Source organism: Levilactobacillus lanxiensis (assembly GCF_016861655.1).
Classification (GTDB): Bacteria; Bacillota; Bacilli; order Lactobacillales; family Lactobacillaceae; genus Levilactobacillus; species Levilactobacillus lanxiensis.
Map to the genome: position 1 here is coordinate 134475 of NZ_BOLN01000009.1, position 19799 is coordinate 154273.

The following is a 19799-nucleotide window of genomic DNA, read 5'->3' on the forward strand; positions in this document are numbered from 1 at the left end:
AGACCGCTCCTCAGGCTGGAAGCGACCCCACAGCAGGGCAGTTTGAATCCACCGCCGGGAACGAAGGATACCAACTAACCCATCTTCTAGAAAAAAGGAGGTTCGAACACCTTGACCATTCAGTGGCGCAAACGGGGCGCGCAACTCAAGCACGTTTACGGAACCATCATGAAGCACTACACGATGGCCAACGTGTCCGATTCCGCCGTCGTTTTGGCCTATTATACGTTGCTGTCGCTGTTCCCAGCCTTGCTGGTGCTAGCCAGTATCTTACCTTATTTAAATATTCAAACGTCGACGGTGCTGGATAGCATTGAGCCGATGGTGCCCGAAAGCATTTTTGACATGCTGGAGCCTATTATTCACTCGTTCCTGAATAATCGAAGCGGGGGCGTGCTGTCCATCGGGGTTATCGTGTCCATCTGGTCATCCTCCCGGGCGGTTGCGGCGTTCCAACGAACGGTCAACCGGGCCTATGGCGTCGCGAAAAATCAAAACGCGTTCGTCAACCGAGTGGTGGCGTTCTTTTGGATGGTCGTGCTGATTGCCTTCCTGTTTGCCCTCATGATCTTCTTTAGTTTTGGGCAAATCGTGTTGGAAAAGCTGACACCGTTGCTGCACCTGCCACGGGCGATTCTGGCGTACGTTAACGCGTTGAAATGGCCCTTTACGTTTTTCGTGGTCTTCGTTGTGTTGATGATTCTCTTTTACTTCGTGCCCAACGCCAAGTTAAAATGGCGGTTCGTCTGGCCCGGGGCCTTGGTCGCCACGGTGGGTTGGTTACTCCTCTCGCAGGCGTTCTCCATCTATGTAAAATACTTCGTGCACAACATCGATAGCTACAAAACGATTGGGACGTTCATTTTCTTGATGTTCTGGCTGGACTTCACCGGATTGATCCTGATGTTTGGCGCCGTGTTGAACGCGGCCATCCAGGAGTTAATCGTGGGGGCCATCGAGGAACAAAAGGCGTTGGCCATCCCCAACCTGTTAAGGTATCGCAAATATCATTTAAAAAATAAACGTGAGAAATAAACAAAGAGCCTCCTACCAACAAATTTGTCGGTGGGAGGCTTTATTTGTGCGTTAAATAGTTATGGGTAAGGCGATTATAGAGTGACTATCAAATTCGTGAATAGCCACCTAAGCTGCCTAAAATACTGCCAACGTCAGTGACCAGAGGCGGGCCAAGGTGACCAGCTGTGTCGATGGTCTTAGCTGAGTGTTTTTTCTCAGCTTAGAGCATGGGACAACCTTTGAGACCGCACCCCAGGCTCAAAGTTGAGGTGGAAGCCCGTCCTTTGGCTGGAAGCGACCCCACAGCAGGGCAGGTTGAGCCCGCCGCCGGGAACGAAAGTGCTAGTCAGTTTTAGGCGTGTTTAGCGTGGTAGGTGTCCACGAGCTGTTGGGCCATGGCGTCGAGCTGGTCGATAGCCGCCTGATCCGGTGCCAAGTTAATTTTAACGGGAGCTGCACCGCGAATGGCGCCAGTCTTCTGGAAGGTGGCATCAAAGTGATCCACCGTGGTGTTGTAGTATTCGCCATAGAAGGTGTCGCCGGAACCAGCCACGCCGTAAATTTTATCGGTCAGGTCGATGGCTTGGAGGTCCTCATAGAAGTCCATGCCCTCGTCGGGGAGGGAGCCCTCGTCGTAGGTGTAGGCACAGACCACACAGATGTCGACGTTTTCAAATTCGGCGGCGTCCGTCTGCGAAATTTCAGTTTCGGTGACCTGACATCCCAGGTCTTCCAATTTTTCCGTGACGATGTCCGCAACGTCTTCGTTATTGCCGGTGATGGTGGCAAAGACCACTTGTGCTGTTACCAAAGCGCTCACTCCTTAGTTTTGATTGGCTGGTCGGTCGATTGGGACCGCCAGCAAGTTGTCCCAATTATAGCAGGTCACTGCGATGGTGACTAGGAATCGTTGTGGCGGCCAACCGTGATTGCCGCGAAAAGATGATTGACTAACAAATCTGTCGCTCTGCTTCCCACACCCCCCGGTGAACTGGTAAAATAATGCCAAGAACAGCAAAATGTTTCTGAAATTGAGAGAAGGATGTGAGGGTTAATGGCCGTCATTACCATGATTGAGGCCCAAAAGCGTAGCGGCCGGTATAATGTTTACATTGACGGTGCTTACGCATTTCCGGTGAGTGAAAGCGTACTGATCGATTTTCGCCTGTTCAAGGGCATGGAAGTTGACCAGGAGTTAAAAGCTCAGCTGGTGGATGCCGATAACGTGTCCAAGGCTTACAACCGGGCGCTGGATTATCTGTCGAATCAGCTGCGCACGGAAAAAGAAGTGCACGACAAGCTGGTCACCTTGGAGATTCCGGAACCCACGATTGACGCGACGTTTAAAAAATTACGTGAACTGCATTTACTAGACGATGCTCATTACGCGGCGAGCTACGTGCGGACCATGATGCACACGGGTGACAAGGGTCCCCGCGTGATTCGCCAACATTTACGACAAAAAGGGGTCGGCGAAAAGCTGATCGACGATGCCTTACTCTTGTATACACCAGAGGACCGCTTGACCGTGGGGACGGCCGTGGCCCAGAAGCTGGCGAAACGGTATCATCGCCAAGCCTTTGGTACCCAGCAACAGAAGATTCGTCAGGGGCTGATGAGCCGCGGCTTTAACAACGATGAGATTGGGCAGATGCTGGAATCGCTGGACCTAACGCCAGACGTTGACCAGCAACATGAGTTGTTGGTCAAGCAGGGTGAAAAGGTCTGGCACCGTTACCGGACGTTGAGCCCATCGGAACGCAAGTATAAAACCAAACAGGTCTTGTATCGCAAAGGCTTTCAGCTCGACGACATTAGTCAGTGGCTGGCTGATTTAGGGGAATCGGCCGAGTAGATTTTAGGCAACAACTAAGCAAGCGGAGTAAGGGGATGTTGAGATGCACAAGAAGACTTTAGGGGCCTTGGTGGCATTTGGCATGGTTTTGGGAATTGGGGGTGGCCTCGCGTGGTGGTTCAACGGGCTGGCGGAAACGCATCCGCAGCCCGCAGCCGTTAGCAGTAGTTCTTCGGTGGTTAAGCCGAAGCCCAAGCCACAACCAAAGAAGCCGGCCAAGAAAAAGACGGCACCCAAGCAGACGGCGGCCACGCGAGAAATCGACGCCATTTTACGGGCGAACCGGTTCGTGGGGACGGCCCTCGTGATGCATGGCGACAAGGTCATCTACCAGCAGGGGATGGGTTACGCGGATGCCAGCGAGCAGAAAAAGAACGGCGTCAACAGTGTGTATCAGCTGGCGTCCGTGCAGAAGTCGTTTACGGCCGGTCTGATCATGAAATTAGCTGCGGCACAGAAACTCTCACTGACGGATCCACTGTCCAAGTATTATCCGCAAATCAAAGGATCCAAGCGCATCACGTTACGTGACATGCTGGACATGAGGAGTGGGCTGACGCTGGAAGCCTTTCCGGATACCCTGAATTCGGAAAATGGCATGATCAAATTCATTTTGTCCAACATCATTAGTCAACCGCGAGATATTGGCAAATGGAACTATTCACCGGTCAACTTTATGCTACTGGCAGGAATCATTCAGCAAGTCACTGGGGAAAGCTACCGCCAATACTTCACGGAAAACATTATTGAACCGTGGAACCTGACGCACACAGGGTTCGTGTTCAAGATGGCCCACCGCCGCGCCTTTTCCCAGGGATATCAAAACAATAGCCAGGCGGACGTCGATACCAATTACGACGCCAAGTATCCCGAATCCCGGGCATCCATGTTCTATCAGTTTGGGACGGGCCAGGTCTACATGTCAGCCCACGACCTCTTCGTCGGTGAGCGGAACATGTTACTGGGTAAGCTGTATCCGGCCAGCGACGTCAACGTCTTGCTGGCGCCGGGAACGGCCTCGATGTACGGGGGAGGCGCCTACGTTTACCCCGGGTACATTCGCGTTCACGGCTTAGCCTACGGGTACGAGGCCACGGCCCTCGTCAGCAAGGACGGCGAGGACGGGGTGATTCTCCTAAGTAACTACTACCGGGCGAACCAACTGTCCCAAACGCCAGCTATTCAGATTTGGAACCTCTTAGAGGCGGGGCAATTGAATCATTAAATGAATGTAAGCAAAAAGGACCTGGCTACCCAAAATGTGGGAAGTTAGGTCCTTTTGACGTAGCGTAAGTAACCATCAGGATTTAGGACGACTACCGTACGCTCGTTTAGATTTGTAGCCAGCGGCAAGAATCTTGCGCATGTCGGCGAGGTGGCGTTGCTTCGTGTCTTCGGCTTTGGCACCGAAGATGTAGCGCGCCCACTCGCGCTGATAGCCCACGGTCAACGACTGAAAGAAGTCAGTTAACTGGGCATCATCTGCCAGCAGTTCAGCGACTTGTGGAATCATCGGTTCAAAGGTACTTAGGGGAGCTTGAGCCAAAGTGTTCACCTCATTCGTGTGAGTTGGGTGGTGCTAGTTTCTGATTGGCATTAGTATAGCGTTGTTTGGTGAGAGGGAGGGTTGGTGGCGTTAGTCGATATGGCTGGTGAAAAATATAATCAGAGTCTACCTGACACAACTGGCTGTTTTAGTGAGTGATAAAACAGAATAAGAACCGACGAGAAAACAATGTGGCTGGGTTGAACTAGTGTCAGCCGCAGGGCTGGGGAAACTGGGCCGGTCGTGGAAGTGACCAGAGGCGAGCCAAGGTGCCTGGCTGTGTCGATGGTCTTGGCTGGAGTTCTTTTCCAGCCTAGTCCATGGGACGACCTTTGAGACCGATCTTTGGCTCAAAGTCGAGGTGGAAGCCCGTCCCTTAGGCTGGAACCGGCCCCACAGCAGGGCACCTTGAGCTCGCCGCCGGGAACGGACGCGACCAGGCCCAGTTTTCACCAGCCCGGAGGCGGTGCGGTTAGCCCTAATCCAGTTGATTAAGTTAATTTTACTGGGGATAGGCGCAATTCAACAGGTTTTGTGGCGCATAATCGGTCTGAACCTATTCAAGGAGCGCCAAATCTGGTATAATGTTGAGTGAATTTTTATAGTTACCCGTTACTTTTGGAAAGTAGGGTTTATACATGACGCGCGAAGCTAGAGGACCTAAGGAAGGCGACTTCATTACGATCAAAAGCTACAAGCACGACGGAAGTTTGCATCGAACTTGGCGCGACACTATGGTACTCAAAACAAGCGAGAACGCCCTCATCGGCGTCAACGACCACACGTTGGTCACTGAAGACGATGGGCGGCGGTGGGTGACACGAGAGCCCGCAATCGTTTATTTTCACAAGCATTACTGGTTCAACATTGTTGCGATGATTCGGGACAACGGGGTGTCGTATTACTGTAATTTGGCTTCCCCGTATGTGATGGACAAAGAAGCGCTCAAATACATTGATTATGATCTCGACGTGAAGGTCTTTCCAGATGGTGAAAAACGCCTGCTCGACGTTGACGAGTACGAGGATTTCAGCCAACGGTGGCATTACGGCGAAGAGACTGACCGCATTTTAAAGGCCAACGTGTTGACCTTAGTCGATTGGATTAATCATCATAAGGGCCCCTTTTCCCAAGCCTATGTCGATCTCTGGTATCAACGGTATCAGGAGCTGCTGCGGCGCTCGAATGATTAGTAAGAGTTGTCTTCCGTACCACCAGGAGCAAGTCCATTCGTGGCTCGCTCCTTTTTTCTAAATTGGGATACGGGGCGAATTGCGCGTTGATTGCGCCTCCGGGTCGGTGAAAATAGGCCGGAACGCTGTGGGCGCCGCCCGGAGCCGAAAGGCGGTCTCCGGACTTACTTTGAGCCGAAGGTCACGTCTCAAAGATAGCAGTTGCCTAAGCGGGAAACCCGCTTAGGCAACTCCCACGGCTGACGTGGGTTTAGCCCCGTAGCCAAATGTGTTCAGGACGTCGTATATCTAGTCCGTAGGTTAAATTTGGTTTAAGTCAATACAAATGTATCAGTGAGCATGGCAAAAGAACGTAACACAGTGTTCTTGTTCAAGCGCTGGCCATTCGGTTGATCACACATGACTGAAGCTATCGACGCTTAGACATAAACAGTAACAACAAAAAGAAAAACTACATAATCATTGCGGTTTAAACAAGTGTGAGCCGCAGGGCTGGTGAAAATGGGCCAGTCGTGGCAGTGACCAGAGGCGCGCCAAGGTGCCCGGCTGTGTCGATGACCTTGGCTGGCGTTCTTTGCCAGCCTAGTTCATGGGACAACCTTTGAGACCGCACCTCAGGCTCAAAGTTGAGGTGGAAGCCCGTCCTTTGGCTGGAACCGGCCCCACAGCAGGGTACCTTGAGCGCGCCGCCGGGAACGAACGCGACGAGGGCCATTTTCACCAGCCCGGAGGCGCATGGAACACTAGTTTAAAATCGTAATGTTAGGGAAGGGGCAACCGGGATGAAATGGGTCGCGAATTCAAAAATCATGTTTTGGTCCTTAGAACTGTTGATTGTGGCAGCACTGATTTGGGCCTGCACACAGATTAGCTTCTTGTTTTCACCAATTGGTATTTTTCTATCAACCATCTTTGCGCCACTACTTTTATCGGGGATTCTCTTTTACCTATTGAACCCTCTGGTCAAAATTCTGGAAAAGGTCCGGTGGAAGAAATTTCACATTAACCGGACCGGGGCCGTGGCACTGGTATTTCTGCTCCTGGTCCTGATTCTGGTTGCGGGTGGCATGTGGTTGATTCCACGGCTCGTGACGCAGGTCACCACCCTGGTCAGCAACATTCCTGACTTTGCCAAGTCGACCGAGGGCGTTCTTCGTAAGCTGATTGATCAGCCGGCGTTTAAGAACATCGATTTCTCAAAATACCTGAGTCAAGTACAGTCGGCCCTCTCCAAATACGCTCAGAGCTTCATGAGCGGCCTTACCAGCGGGATTGGCTCCGTTATTGGAACAGTGACCACGGTGACCGTAACGGCCGTTACAGTGCCTGTCATGCTGTTCTACATGCTTAAGGATGGCGACAAACTGATGCCGGCCATTCGCAAGTGGTTGCCGACCAAGCATGGCGACCAGACGGCGGAGCTTCTGAGCCGGATGAACACGACGATTGCCCGTTACGTGGGCGGTCAGATCATTGAATGCGTCTTCGTTGGGAGCTTCACGGCCATTGGGTACTTCTTCGTGGGTGAAAAATATGCGTTGTTGCTGGGATTCTTCGCCGGTTTGTGCAATTTGATTCCTTACGTGGGCCCGTACATTGGGATTTTACCAGCGTTGATCGTGGCATTTACCAGCAGTACCAGCTTGGTGATCTACGTGATCATCGTGGTGGTCGTCGTCCAACAGATCGATGGCAACCTGGTTTACCCCAACATTATTGGCAAGAGTTTACAAATTCATCCGTTGACCATCATCATTATTTTGTTGGCTGCGGGAAATATTGCCGGACTGCTGGGCATGATCTTAGCCATCCCATTCTATGCCGTGGTTAAGACGATTGTTCAGTATCTTTACAGTATTTGGCGCCTGGAGCATTCCGAGCGCAAAGCCCTTTAGTGGGGTAAATTTTCTCAAGAAAAGCGTAACGTTTGCGGTTTGAAGTTGACGTCACCGCTGAATATGCTACTATTTAGATTGTTATTGGAATTTTTTAGCGACCCCCTCAGGGACTATCGAGGGAAATTAACCAGATAAAGTAGGAGAATCTACATGAAAAAAGTAATTACGTACGGAACGTTTGATCTGTTGCACAAGGGTCACATTCGGTTATTAAAGCGGGCTGCGGCCTTAGGCGATGACTTAACGGTTTGCGTGTCCTCCGACGAATTTAACGCCGAAAAGGGCAAGCGGGCTTACACGTCATACGAAGACCGGAAGTACATCTTGGAAGCCATTAAGTACGTGGACCACGTGATTCCTGAAACCACTTGGGACCAAAAGATTCGCGACGTTCAAGAAAATGACATCGATATCTTCGTCATGGGTGACGACTGGAAAGGTAAGTTTGACTTCTTGAAGGACTACTGTGAAGTTATTTACTTACCACGGACGGAAGGCATCTCCACGACTAAAATTAAGCACGACTTAGGCCTTTCAGACGAAAAAGACTGGCAGGAAAAAGAGTAGTGTTGGTGATAATCCTTAGTCGTTGACTAGGGATTTTTTCTTAGAGAGCGTAGACGGAGGCAAACGAATGCAACGGATTATTTTTCTAGTGACGTCCTTAAACGGGATGCACAAACCAAACTTCTCACAGCAGTTGCTGCAGGCTGTGCGGAAAGGGGTACCTGTCAGTGTCTTGGTCGCGCTAGTTGATTTTGAAGCGACTTGGCAGGTCCGAGATTACCTGAACCGCTTGGCGCAAAAGAACCCCGATGTGCAAAACGTGAATTTGATCACGTTAGCCGACCTGTATCAGGATGAACAAGGGTTGAAACTGACCAGTGGAGAACGCAACGAGCCGGTACTGACGGACTTTGACGAACGACTCTTTGCCGATAATGAAGAACAAGTGAAACGTTACTTAGACGCGGGTCATTTGGTGGCGGAATTACGCCAATTGAACGACGAAACGCCAATGGTCTTGCGGCAATATCAAGCAGACCAACTGAAACAAATCGATACTTATGGGTTGGACGGGAACGTTGTGGGCATCGAAAAGATTGCCGATGAGGTTGCCCAGACCAGCTACATTTTAAACGCCAAGGGAGAAGCTGTCCTGCGGTTCGTCCGGCATGAACGGCCAGTTGATCAGGTCTTTAACCTGAGCAACTCGTCAGCGATGTTAGCCACGGAATTTGCAGATGCCAAGCAAAACGCGGCAACCGCCAACATGACCAAGCGACAACGGAGTAAGGCCGAGGCCGCAACGATTGACCACACTTCAATCGTGTCGACCACCGAAACGTATTATGGGGTCCTGGCGTACTCGAACTACCGGCGCTTTGATAATTTGTACACCTTCTATCAAGCCGTGTTGAGTCACTTGTTGACGCCGGACACCCAGCTATACGTGGACTTGGCCGTTAACGCCGAGTTATCCCCACAGATGCCGAACCAGCTGATTTTTAATTACTAAGGAGTTTTTCCATCGTGCGTGCGATTTTATCTGGATTACATCATAAAAAGAATTTACAAGAACTGGAACTTGAATTGATCGACGTGCCGGAACCCTTCGATGATCTGGCGGTAACCTTCTTGGAAAAGAACACCCAGGCATCAATCACCGTGCCCATCAGCAAGGTGGTCAGCGCCGAGGTCGTGCAGATCCGGGTGGACGCCAATGCGTTGCAATTTGCGGCAGAGGGCCAAAGTGAATTTAGCTGGGAAATGTATTTAAACATTCGCCAGCAAAATACGCGGGGCCTGGTCCAGGTTGAAAGTGAATACCTGAGTGACCGGCACCAATTTACCCTGACCAGCTATTACCAAGTGAATAGTGATGCCGAGGGGATGGCGCTGTTTAACATGCATACCCAACAGGCGGAGACTGAATTCACGATTAGTGCGATTAACTTGCAGGATGATCAGTTGCAGGTTATCGGGCAAAGCCGAATCAACGGGCAGCCCATCGAGAACCAACGCCTGGTCTTAAAAAATGAGCAACAGGACAGCTCTGCGGAATGGCCAATTGCCCACATGAGCCTGCACGGACTGTTCACGGCGTCGATTCCGTTGACGGACCTGGCCCAGGATTCCAAGCAACAGCTGTTCATTCGCTCAACGGTGGCCGGGCAAGACCTGGAACAACGGGTCGTTTTGGCCAAGTCGTTGGCCGGTCAAGTGACTCAGGCTGTGACGCCAGGGCATCGCTTAGTTGTCGTTGAAAAACGCTTTGACAACGGGATTCGCGTGCGGGAAATGGCCGCGCCAACGTTGCCACAACGCGTGGCGAATGCCTCCAGCAAAGTCGGTGGCGTCACCAAGTTGTTCTCTATGTTAATGGACAAGGTCAACCTGGCTTACATGCGCCGGTTATTCAAGCGCGGTCACCGGGCATTCGATCAACCAACCATCATCTTCGAAAGCTTTGGTGGGCGGCAGGTCAGTGACTCCCCATACGCCATTTACCGGTTGTTCGTGCAACTCTATCCAGGCTTCAACTTTGTCTGGTCAATCGACCGGGAACAGAAGAAGTTCTGTAAGGAAAATGGGATTCCCTTTGTTATTCGGCGGACGTCCAAGTGGGTGCGGACGTTAGAAAAGGCCAGCTTCTGGATCAGTAACGCGCGGTTCCCGTCATGGGTGCGTAAGCCAAACTACGTGACCTACATCCAAACCTGGCACGGGACGCCGTTGAAGAAGTTGGGCCTGGACATTGAAAATGTCTCGATGCCCGGCACGACGACGGCCAAGTATCACGCCAACTTCGTTCGTGAAGCCAACCGCTGGGATGCGTTGGTCTCACCTAACGACTACTCGACGCGGATTTTCCGGTCAGCCTTTGGGTTTAACAATCAAATCTTAAAGGTCGGTTATCCACGGAACGATGAACTGATCAACAGTACCCCCGAGGACGTAACCGCTTTGAAGGAACGGCTGGGGATTCCACTGGATAAGAAGGTCGTGCTCTACGCGCCAACTTACCGGGACAACCAGTTTGCTGAGAAGGGGAAGTACACCTTCGAGCTACCATTCTCCCTGGATGACTTCCGCAAGCGCTTCGGCCAGGATGCCGTTCTGGTTCTGCGGATGCACTATTTGATTTCAAATGCCCTGGATATCAGTGGTTACGAGGGTGTCGTCTTTGACCTCTCCAACCACCCAGACATCTCCGAGCTGTACCTGATCTCAGATATGTTGATCACCGATTACTCGTCAGTCTTCTTTGACTTCGCTTACCTCAAGCGGCCAATCCTGTTCTACCCGTACGATTACCACATGTACAAGGACGAATTGCGGGGCTTCTACCTCGACTACGAAAAGGACTTGCCGGGTGAAATTGCCCATAACGAGCATCAGCTGTTGGACTTAGTTTCTGACAAGCTGAAGACGCCGGATATGAGTGGTAACCAGAAGTTTATGGACTTCTACCGGCGGTTCTGTGCGATTGATGATGGGCTCAGTTCCCTGAAAATCGTCAACTACGTCGTCCAACAAATCGAAAAGAACGTCTAGCTTTGGCGGGTTAAACTGCCGTTGTCCGCGCCTCCGGGCTGGTGAAAACTGGGCCTGGTCGCGGTGGTTTTCCGTTCCCGGCGGCGAGCTCAAGACGCCCTGCTGTGGGGCCGGTTCCAGACTGCGGGGCGGTCTTCCACCTCAACTTTGAGCCTGAGAAGCGGTCTCAAAGGTTGTCCCATGGGCTAAGCCGAGTGAGAAACCTCGGCTAAGGCCATCGACACAGCTGGTCATCTTGGCTCGCCTCTGGTCACTAACAACGACCTGGCTGGGCCCAGTTTTCCAGCCCTGCGGCTGACACGCGTTTAACCCACCAGCTGGCGGTTCTTTGATGATAGTTGTGGCTACTGGCTTCTTGTAGTCAGTTGTGAATTTTAAAATGACACAAATAAAGCTGAATGCACTCACCAATTATGGTTGAGGGCATTCAGCTTTTTAGTTTGGTCGAAATTGGTCTTTGTTGACTTGCTAGCTAAGTCATTGTTTAACGTAAGAATTGGTTGGCCTTTTTGACAAATTCTTCGTTGAATTGGAAGACACCGGCGTGACCTGCGTCTGGGTAGATGACGAGTTCGCTATTTTTGAAGGCCTTAGCCAGGTTGTAGCTGTTTGGCTTGGTTGGGACCATGGCATCGTGATCACCGTTGGCAACTAGTACCGGCAAGTCCAGCTGGGAGAAGTCAATGGCTGATTCGGTGCTCCACTTGTTGATGGCCTTTAGTTGGGTTCGGTAGGCGCTCCAGCCGATTGACCGGTCGCGGCCGGTTTGCCGGGCCTTGATGCGCTTTAGGAACTTGGCAGCTTGTTGCTTGCCGTTGGTCGTCCGGGTGAAGAAGAGGTAGGTTTTCACATCCTTGAAGGTGAAAATGGCCTTGGCCAGGGAACGGTCAGAAATTTTGGTCACGTCGCCAATGCCTTGCCCACCTCGAGGGCCAGTTCCCGTCAACAGGGCCCGCCGAATCAAGGTTGGTTCCTGGTTGATGACTTCTTGCGCCACGAAACCACCCATTGAGAAGCCAAACAGGTCAACTTGTTTGAGACCAAGGGCATGGATAAATTCGCGAATTTCCTGAGCCATGCCTTGAATGGTCAGGGCAGCTTTACCGCCGGAACCGCCAACGCCTTGATAGTCGGGGAGAATCAGTTGATGTTCCTTGGCCAGGCCATCCACGACGGTCGGATCCCAGTTGTCGAGATTACCTGACAGGTGAATCAAGCCAATGACCGGGACGGTGGCAGGTGTGCCGATTACGCGGTAAGCAAAGGTTTTATTTTCCGGTGTGACGAGTGTTTTGGTTGGTGTGTCAATGTATGAAGTCATGATGAGCAGGTCCCCCGTTTGGTTTAGTAACAGATTTTCGATTTGTAATTAAGGTGAGTGTACCGCATGTGGTAACAAAAATCAACGATTGTTACTTTTGGAATTCTATTTGAAATGAAAAAGCTGAATGCGGTCACGGCTAGGTGAGGGCATTCAGCTTAGAGTTATGTTGGAAAATAAGTTAGTGAATCCTGAAGATTAGGGCTGGCGGGCACAAAAGCTACATAGTTACGGGCTAAGACGATAGGAGCCGAGAGGGTGGTCAAAAATAGACTCAGCCGTGGGATTTAAGTAGCGGTTCGCTACTTAAATGGCGACTTTGAAACTCGATTCTCAGAGGTTCAAAGCGAGCGCAGAGACCGTTATTTGGCTCTGGGCGTCCTGACCACCGCGTTCCGGTCTATTTTTGACCGCCCGGCAGGCACTGCTATCGCCTTATTTGCCGTAGCTGGTGGCTTGGTGGTAGGCGTGGGCGGTCAAGCGATTGGCCTGCTCCGCCGTGATGCCCGTGCTGTCAAAGTAGTGTTGCAAAATAATCCGGTACTGGCGGTGAACCAGCTTTAAATCGGGCCGCTTCGTGTGAACCAACTGTTGTTGGGCACTTTGAGCCGCTTTTTTCGCAGACTTGGATTGCTTTAAATTTTTAACCAGGTAGGTCACGTTTTTGCTGGCTTTCTTGGATTGCGGACTAACCGGTTGATTGGCTGTCCGGCTACTGGCCAACGACTGCTTCATGTTAGCGGTCAGGCTGGTGACCTCGTAATATTGATTTTTCTTTAATTGCACGTGGTCGTAGCTCAGGAACAACAGATTGTTCAAGAGCAGGGCAATCACGGCCAGTCCGGCCCCGCAGAGAATCACGGACATGGTCGGCCGCAATGGCTGGCGTTTGTTACGTGCGACTAATAAGCCGACCAAACCTCCCAGAACCACCAGGGCTCCCACGGCAAAGACAATTTTAATAAGCATGGCTTCAGTAGACGCCGACATAGTTTCACCCGTTTCTAAATAAGTTCGTTCTAAAATTAGTTGTGGACGGTTAAACAGGCCGTCCATTAAAACATTAAAGGCATATCTTCTATGATACCACACGCTAAGGGGGAGTTAAGTTAAAGCGCGACTATTTTAGGCGATAAGTTATCGGGTGCGGACGTATTTGTCACGATAGACGTTCCTAATGGCGAGTGGTTAAGTGAATTGCTTGTATTGTGGATGTTGGTTGGAATCATAGGCTAGGCTGTGATTTGGACAGGGGGAAAGGATGTTATGATCAGTCTGAGTGACCAGAGGTGGGCCAAGATGGCCAGCTGTGTCGATGCTCTTGGCTGAGTGATTTTCTCAGCTTAGAGCATGGGACGACCTTTGAGACCGGTCTTAGGGCTCAAAGGCGAGGTGGAAGACCGCTCCTCAGGCTGGATCCGGTCCCCATAGCAGGACATCTTGAGCCCACCGCCGGGAACGCAGCCGACTAACAAACCGTGAATTGTCGGCTTAAATGTGTTAAAATTACTAGCTGTGACGTTTAATTTAAAAAACGATAACTTAAAATATAAAATAACTTTTGTGAGGAAAACTAATGAGTGAAAAAACTTTAGCGTCAGCGGTTGATAAGCGCCGGACGTTTGCCATCATCTCTCACCCCGATGCCGGGAAGACGACGATTACTGAACAGTTACTGCTGTTTGGGGGCGTCGTGCGTGAGGCCGGTACCGTTAAGGCCCGGAAGAGTGGCAACTTTGCCAAGTCCGACTGGATGGAAATTGAACAAAAGCGGGGGATTTCCGTAACGAGTTCCGTCATGCAATTTGATTACCAAGGCAAGCGGATCAACATTTTGGATACCCCTGGGCATGAGGATTTCTCTGAAGATACCTACCGGACCCTGATGGCCGTCGACTCTGCCGTCATGGTGATCGACTCTGCCAAAGGGATCGAACCCCAAACCAAGAAGCTGTTCCAAATTTGTAAAATGCGGGGCATTCCCATTTTTACCTTTATGAACAAGCTTGACCGGGATGGCCGGGATCCAATGGACCTCATTGCCGAACTGGAAGATGTCTTGGGCATCGAAGGTTACCCGATGAACTGGCCAATTGGGATGGGGAAGGAACTCAAAGGGTTATACGACCGGTATCACAACCGCGTTGCCCTGTTCCGGCCCGAAGACGAAGCGCACCAATACCTGCCGTTACAGCCTAATGGTGAGTTGGTTGAACACAATGACTTGGAAGAGGACGGCTGGTACCAGGATGCCCGTGATAACATGGAGCTGATCGGTGAAGCCGGGAACCAATTTGACGAAGCTAAAATCGCCAGTGGGGACCAAACGCCCGTGTTCTTCGGGTCTGCCTTAGCCGATTTTGGGGTCAAGACGTTCCTGGAAACGTACCTGGAATACGCGCCGAAGCCTGCCAGTCACCATACTGAACAGGATACCGACGTGGCCCCAACTGACTCCGAATTTTCTGGTTTTGTCTTTAAAATTCAAGCCAACATGAACCCGCATCACCGGGACCGAATCGCCTTCGTGCGAATCTGCTCGGGTGAATTTGACCGGGGCATGGACGTCATTCAGGAACGGACCGGGAAGAAATTACGGCTGTCCAACGTGACCGAGTTCATGGCTGATACGCGTGAGAACGTGGAAACAGCCGTGGCTGGGGACATTATCGGGCTGTACGATACCGGGAACTTCCAAATCGGTGACGCCATTTACACCGGGAAGAACAAGATTAAATTTGAAAAGCTGCCACAATTTACGCCAGAATTGTTCGTCCGGGTATCTGCGAAGAACGTGATGAAGCAAAAGTCCTTCCATAAGGGAATCAATCAACTGGTGCAAGAAGGGGCCGTTCAACTGTACACGTCTTACTCCACTGGGGATTACATCCTGGGTGCCGTGGGTCAGCTGCAGTTTGAAGTCTTCCAATTCCGGATGCAAAATGAATATAATTCTGAAGTTATCATGGAACCTATGGGCAAGAAGACTGCTCGTTGGATCAACCCTGACCAATTAGACGAACGGATGTCTTCATCCCGGAACCTGCTGGTCAAGGACAGCCATGGTGAGCCACTGTTCTTGTTTGAAAACCACTTCGCTGAACGTTGGTTTAAGGACAAGTACCCTGACGTCGAACTGACTTCTAAGCTCTAAACGGGCTGTTGTCAGCGCCTCCGGGCCGGTGAAAACTGGGCCTGGTCGCGTCCGTTCCCGACGGCGTGCTCAAGGCGCCCTGCTGTGGGGCCGGTTCCAGCCGAAGGGCGGGCTTCCACCTCAACTTTGAGCCGAAGAGCGGTCTCAAAGGTTGTCCCATGGGCTAGGCTGGGAAAATACCCCAGCCAAGACCATCGACACAGCTGGTCGCCTTGGCTCGCCTCTGGTCACTTCCACGACCGGCCCCAGTTTTCCCAGCCCTGCGGCTGACGCGGGTTTAGCCCGTGCGGTAGTGGTTACTGGCGGCTTGCGCCATTTAACATCAAATACTAGCGAATCCCAATCATTTCATATTCTGAGGTGGTTGGGATTTTTGTATACCCCAGCCAAGACCACCGACACAGCTGGTCACCTTGGCTCGCCTCTGGTCAGCCACAACTGGCCCAGTTTTCCCAGCTCTGCGGCTGACACGAGTTTAGCCCGTTGGGTAGTGGTTGCTAGTGGCTTATGCCATTAAGATCAAATACAAATGAAGCTCAGCCATTTCGATTGTGAAGTAGGTGAGTTTTTTGTGCATCTTTAACAGTTCGGTTGGTAGCTGGTTACACGGAATGTGGCCGCTAATCGGTCTAGTCTAAAACCGCCACGATTCCCAGTAATTCAACATCCCCACAACTATCCCGTCATTTTTCGAAGGTTTCCCTTCGGATTTTGCGTGTAAGCCCCGTCATAAATCCAGTTCTGTTACACTATAAACGAAATAATAATCTTGAAAATTGATGGTGCCCCATAATCGTTTGGGGGATGGAGAGGAGCGATTGCGATGAAGTTTAGAAGTTGGTTAGGTTTGTTCTTAGGGCTGAGTTTGCTCGGCGTGGGTGGGGTTAGCGGCTGTGCCGATGCGGATTACGACCAGGCTTTGAAGACGGCACCGCAGGGGATTTCGCTTGATAACATTTTTACACCGGGGACGACGAGTAATAACCAGGCATCCGTGGTGAGCGCAACGAATCCGAATGTGTCGGGGACGCAGGCGGCGAAGATCAATAACGGTAAGAAGCAATTTGGGGCGCTTTGGTCAACGACGGACAACGTCTTTGATTTGACGCGCAATCAGTCCGCATCCATGTGGCTGTACTTTGGGAACACCGGCAAGAAGGCCGCCGATGGGATGGCCTTTGTGCTCCAGAACGATGACAAGGGCTTAGCGGCTACGCCAACGTTTGGGAAGAATATTTCCGGCGAAACGTTGGGCGTGTGGGGTGTGGATACCGATAAAAAGCAGACCACGCCAGACAAGCTTGCAGCGACGGCGATTCAAAATAGTTGGGCGCTGGAGTTCGACACGCATCTAAACACGTCCACGAATTATGGCAACACTGGGGATGCGGATTCCTTTGACGTTGGGATTGCGGGCCCGCACATTGCCAACAACTATCCCGCAGCGGTGGACAGCTACCAAATGGTGCGGACGTCCACGTTGATTCCCATCTACAGTGTCGGCTACTATGCGACCCAGGACCACGCCGGCGTGTTGAAGGGGGATTACACCCTGTTGTCCAACGGCTCGTGGCATCATTTAACGTTGGACTGGCAGGCCAAGTCACAGCAGATGACCTACACCTTTAATGACAAAGACCCGGTTACCGGGAAGGGTCAGAGCGGCGTCAGCGAGTCGGCCAACCTCGACCTGACCGAAATCGACCCCAAGGGGACGGGGCAAGTGCGGTGGGGTTTCACCGGGGCGACGGGAGATAGCTACGAAAATAACCTGGTCGTGATGGAAGAGGTGCCCGGGCTGGTCGATGCGCAGGCAACGGCGACCCTGACAGACACGACGACCGGCAAAGAGATTGGTGACGGCGACGTGATGAAGGGGCAGGATAGCTTTAAGTTGGATTACCAACTGGACTATCTGACCGGTAAGCAGTCCTGGCAAGACGTGCAGGCCCATTTACAAGTACCGGAATACCTGGACGTGACGGCCGGGAAAATCACCTACGCCGACGGCACGTCAACGGTGGTGGATGTTAGCCAATTAACGGAGAACCAATTAACGGTTAAATTGACCCAGGCCCTGTCGGCCAGCAATCGGACAGCTCACGTGACCTTGATGGGAAAGGCAGCCAATTTAACGGCACCGGTCACCGTGGACGCGACGGCGAGTGGCTTCAGTGCCGTCAACGGGGTGGTGTCGGCGGAGACCCCGGTCTTTACGCTGAACCCCACGCTGGAACTGATGGCGGCATCCCTGTCCGGCAGTAGCGGTCAAGTGGAACCCGGGGAAGATGCGACCATGAAGGGTTTGGTGGTGGTACCGGAAGGCGTCGACCTGGCGAACCGGGACATGACGATTCATTCAACGCTCAACGGCAAGGCCCAAGCCGACTTTAAGATTCCGGACGGCACGGACCCGTCCAGTGGGCGGTTTGATGTGACCGTGGCGGCCGCGGACCTGCAGAGCGGCAAGAATACGTTGGTGACCACGGTTGAAGATCCCTACGGCAACGTGTCTAACGCCGTGACTTATACGATCACCGTCAACCGGCAGCTGGTCTTTAACACGGTTGCCGAGAAGAGCTCATTTGAGAACACGACGCTGACCGGGACTCAGCAGAAGGTCAAACGAACCCTGGATTGGCAAGTTGAAATTTTAGATACGCGAGAAGCCGGTGCGAAGTGGGCCTTACAGGTGACGAGCACGGACTTCACGCGTGAAGACGGTCAGAAGTTGGCGGGCTCCCTGAGTTACTACGACGGGGATGACCGCACGCCTATCAGTGACACGCCGATTGCGGTAAGTCAGGGAGAGGCAACGGGCAACGATGACCTGACGAACGTGATCGATGACTGGGACGAGGACAATGGGTTACTGCTTGAAGTGAACTCGGCGGCCCTGCAAGGGAAGTACAGTGGAACGGTTACCTGGTCATTGAATAACGTGCCCGAATAGTGAAGGACCCACATCTAGCGTGACGACAGCAGTCGTGGCGCTTATTTTTATGGCGAAAAATCCCTTAACCTAGCAAAATATCCCGGTGAGAAAATAAAAGGTGGCTAAACCAGCTAGACGTGGTCTATACTGGAAAGGCACCATTAATCTTTACATATAAAAGGGGTAGATGTTAGATGGAAAATACGCAAACTTTACAGTTTTGCCCGAAGTGCGGTCGGGAAAACGTCGAGCACGGCAAGTTCTGTCCGCAATGTGGGCAGTCACTCACCCAAGCGGCACAATCGGTTGGTTCCAAGCAGTCGGCCCAACCACAGGCACCCGTGACGCCCACTAGTCAGTCACACACGACGCATGACGACTCGACGACGGGACAACGGCCGGCTCACACGGCAACCGCGCATCACAACGGCAACCGGAATTTGATTTTGAACCGGGAGAACCTGGAGCATGTCGGGTTGTGGATTCGCAATAACCTAGTGACGACTGGAATCGGTGTGTTCCTCCTGTTCCTGCTCTTCACGTTTGCGGCGGCTCACGTTGCTTGGTGGACGATTTTGCTATTATTGGTCTTGATTTACCTGATTGCCGGCAGTTACGGGACCGACGCCACTAGCTTCGAACGAAAGGTCAACCGGTATTACCGTGACCAGGATTACCGGTCAAACGTGAACCAGAACCTTAAGGCCAAGCAGAGTGATCTGCAGGCTAAGACGGCTTCGGCCATTAAGCAGGCTATGCCGCAACAATCAGCGTCACCAGATGCCACGCAACAACCCGCCGCTGGCCCAACGGTTCAATCGGCCACGACCGCACCAATTGCCAAGGGCCACCTGGGCATGGGCGTGACCGAGGTCATGGTGGTCTTAGGCGCCTTGGCCGCTCTGGGGGCAGTCTACGTGGGTCCTTACCTGCAAGCGTCCGCCTCGTTTATTAACTACTCAGCCGGATTGACCCTGGCCAATTTGCTCAAGCTAGGGAGTTCGGCTTCGGACTTCTTTGGTCAAGACTCCAGTGCTATGGGATGGCTCGTGGCCTTGACGGCGGCACCAATCGTGGCGCTGATCTTGGGTGTCCTCCCCAGCCGGACGACCCGAATCATCAATGTTATCGTGGCCATTGTGGTCGATGTGATTTTTGGAACGGTCTTTGGCTACATCTACAACGGTATCAGTGGCGGCTATTCTGGGACGTTTGGCGATGCGGGTTTCGGTCTCAGCGCTTGGGTTTCTCTGGGTGGTTGTGCCGTACTGACCATCTTCGCCCTGATTTCTGCGTTTAAGCCGCGGAAACCTTAATGATGA

15 protein-coding genes are annotated in these 19799 nt (G+C 52.0%); 11 read left to right on the plus strand and 4 right to left on the minus strand.

Annotation, left to right across the window (positions count from 1 at the left end; genetic code table 11):
* The first annotated feature begins 111 nt into the window (after positions 1–111).
* Positions 112–1035 carry a YihY/virulence factor BrkB family protein gene (locus tag JUF22_RS11440; RefSeq protein ID WP_203646345.1) on the plus strand — a complete coding sequence of 308 codons (924 nt, stop codon included), beginning with the start codon at positions 112–114 and terminating at the stop codon, positions 1033–1035.
* Positions 1036–1369: 334 nt separating this feature from the next.
* On the opposite strand, the gene JUF22_RS11445 is transcribed toward JUF22_RS11440, so the two are convergent.
* Positions 1370–1828, minus strand: a complete 459-nt coding sequence (locus JUF22_RS11445; protein ID WP_203646347.1) for a flavodoxin — start codon at positions 1826–1828, stop codon at positions 1370–1372.
* 243 nt (positions 1829–2071) lie between these two features.
* On the opposite strand from JUF22_RS11445, the gene recX reads away from it, so the two are divergent.
* Both recX and JUF22_RS11455 read left to right on the plus strand, forming a co-directional pair.
* On the plus strand, positions 2072–2872 hold the full coding sequence (gene recX, locus JUF22_RS11450) for a recombination regulator RecX (RefSeq protein WP_203646349.1): 801 nt from the start codon (positions 2072–2074) through the stop codon (positions 2870–2872).
* A 43-nt stretch (positions 2873–2915) separates the two neighbouring features.
* The gene (locus tag JUF22_RS11455) at positions 2916–4097 is read left to right on the plus strand and encodes a serine hydrolase domain-containing protein (protein WP_203646351.1); all 1182 of its coding nucleotides are present in this window, start codon (positions 2916–2918) and stop codon (positions 4095–4097) included.
* A gap of 75 nt (positions 4098–4172) precedes the next feature.
* On the opposite strand, the gene JUF22_RS11460 is transcribed toward JUF22_RS11455, so the two are convergent.
* On the minus strand, positions 4173–4418 hold the full coding sequence (locus JUF22_RS11460) for a YdeI/OmpD-associated family protein (RefSeq protein ID WP_203646353.1): 246 nt from the start codon (positions 4416–4418) through the stop codon (positions 4173–4175).
* 638 nt (positions 4419–5056) lie between these two features.
* Between JUF22_RS11460 and ntdP the strand changes: the two genes are divergently transcribed.
* The 5 genes from ntdP (at position 5057) to JUF22_RS11485 (ending at position 11067) form a co-directional block, all read left to right on the plus strand.
* Positions 5057–5611 (plus strand): nucleoside tri-diphosphate phosphatase, encoded by a 555-nt coding sequence (gene ntdP / locus JUF22_RS11465; protein WP_125765082.1) that lies wholly within the window; start codon positions 5057–5059, stop codon positions 5609–5611.
* A gap of 782 nt (positions 5612–6393) precedes the next feature.
* Positions 6394–7506: an AI-2E family transporter gene (locus JUF22_RS11470; RefSeq protein WP_203646355.1), complete on the plus strand. Its 1113-nt coding sequence runs from the start codon at positions 6394–6396 to the stop codon at positions 7504–7506.
* 153 nt (positions 7507–7659) lie between these two features.
* Positions 7660–8076, plus strand: a complete 417-nt coding sequence (tagD, locus tag JUF22_RS11475) for a glycerol-3-phosphate cytidylyltransferase (RefSeq protein WP_125765080.1) — start codon at positions 7660–7662, stop codon at positions 8074–8076.
* Positions 8077–8143: 67 nt separating this feature from the next.
* On the plus strand, positions 8144–9028 hold the full coding sequence (locus tag JUF22_RS11480; RefSeq protein ID WP_203646357.1) for a hypothetical protein: 885 nt from the start codon (positions 8144–8146) through the stop codon (positions 9026–9028).
* A 14-nt stretch (positions 9029–9042) separates the two neighbouring features.
* The gene (locus tag JUF22_RS11485; protein ID WP_203646359.1) at positions 9043–11067 is read left to right on the plus strand and encodes a CDP-glycerol glycerophosphotransferase family protein; all 2025 of its coding nucleotides are present in this window, start codon (positions 9043–9045) and stop codon (positions 11065–11067) included.
* Between the two features lie 484 nt (positions 11068–11551).
* Here the strand turns inward: JUF22_RS11485 and JUF22_RS11490 are convergent, their stop codons facing one another.
* The gene (locus JUF22_RS11490; RefSeq protein WP_236000774.1) at positions 11552–12388 is read right to left on the minus strand and encodes an alpha/beta fold hydrolase; all 837 of its coding nucleotides are present in this window, start codon (positions 12386–12388) and stop codon (positions 11552–11554) included.
* A gap of 435 nt (positions 12389–12823) precedes the next feature.
* Positions 12824–13357, minus strand: a complete 534-nt coding sequence (locus JUF22_RS11495; RefSeq protein WP_236000775.1) for a hypothetical protein — start codon at positions 13355–13357, stop codon at positions 12824–12826.
* Between the two features lie 607 nt (positions 13358–13964).
* Between JUF22_RS11495 and JUF22_RS11500 the strand changes: the two genes are divergently transcribed.
* The 3 genes from JUF22_RS11500 (at position 13965) to JUF22_RS11510 (ending at position 19793) form a co-directional block, all read left to right on the plus strand.
* Positions 13965–15542 (plus strand): peptide chain release factor 3, encoded by a 1578-nt coding sequence (locus JUF22_RS11500; protein WP_203646362.1) that lies wholly within the window; start codon positions 13965–13967, stop codon positions 15540–15542.
* Positions 15543–16365: 823 nt separating this feature from the next.
* The gene (locus JUF22_RS11505; protein WP_203646363.1) at positions 16366–18495 is read left to right on the plus strand and encodes a lectin-like domain-containing protein; all 2130 of its coding nucleotides are present in this window, start codon (positions 16366–16368) and stop codon (positions 18493–18495) included.
* A 176-nt stretch (positions 18496–18671) separates the two neighbouring features.
* A complete protein-coding gene (locus JUF22_RS11510) occupies positions 18672–19793 on the plus strand; it encodes a zinc-ribbon domain-containing protein (RefSeq protein WP_203646365.1) in 1122 nt (373 codons plus the stop codon).
* Positions 19794–19799: the final 6 nt, after the last annotated feature.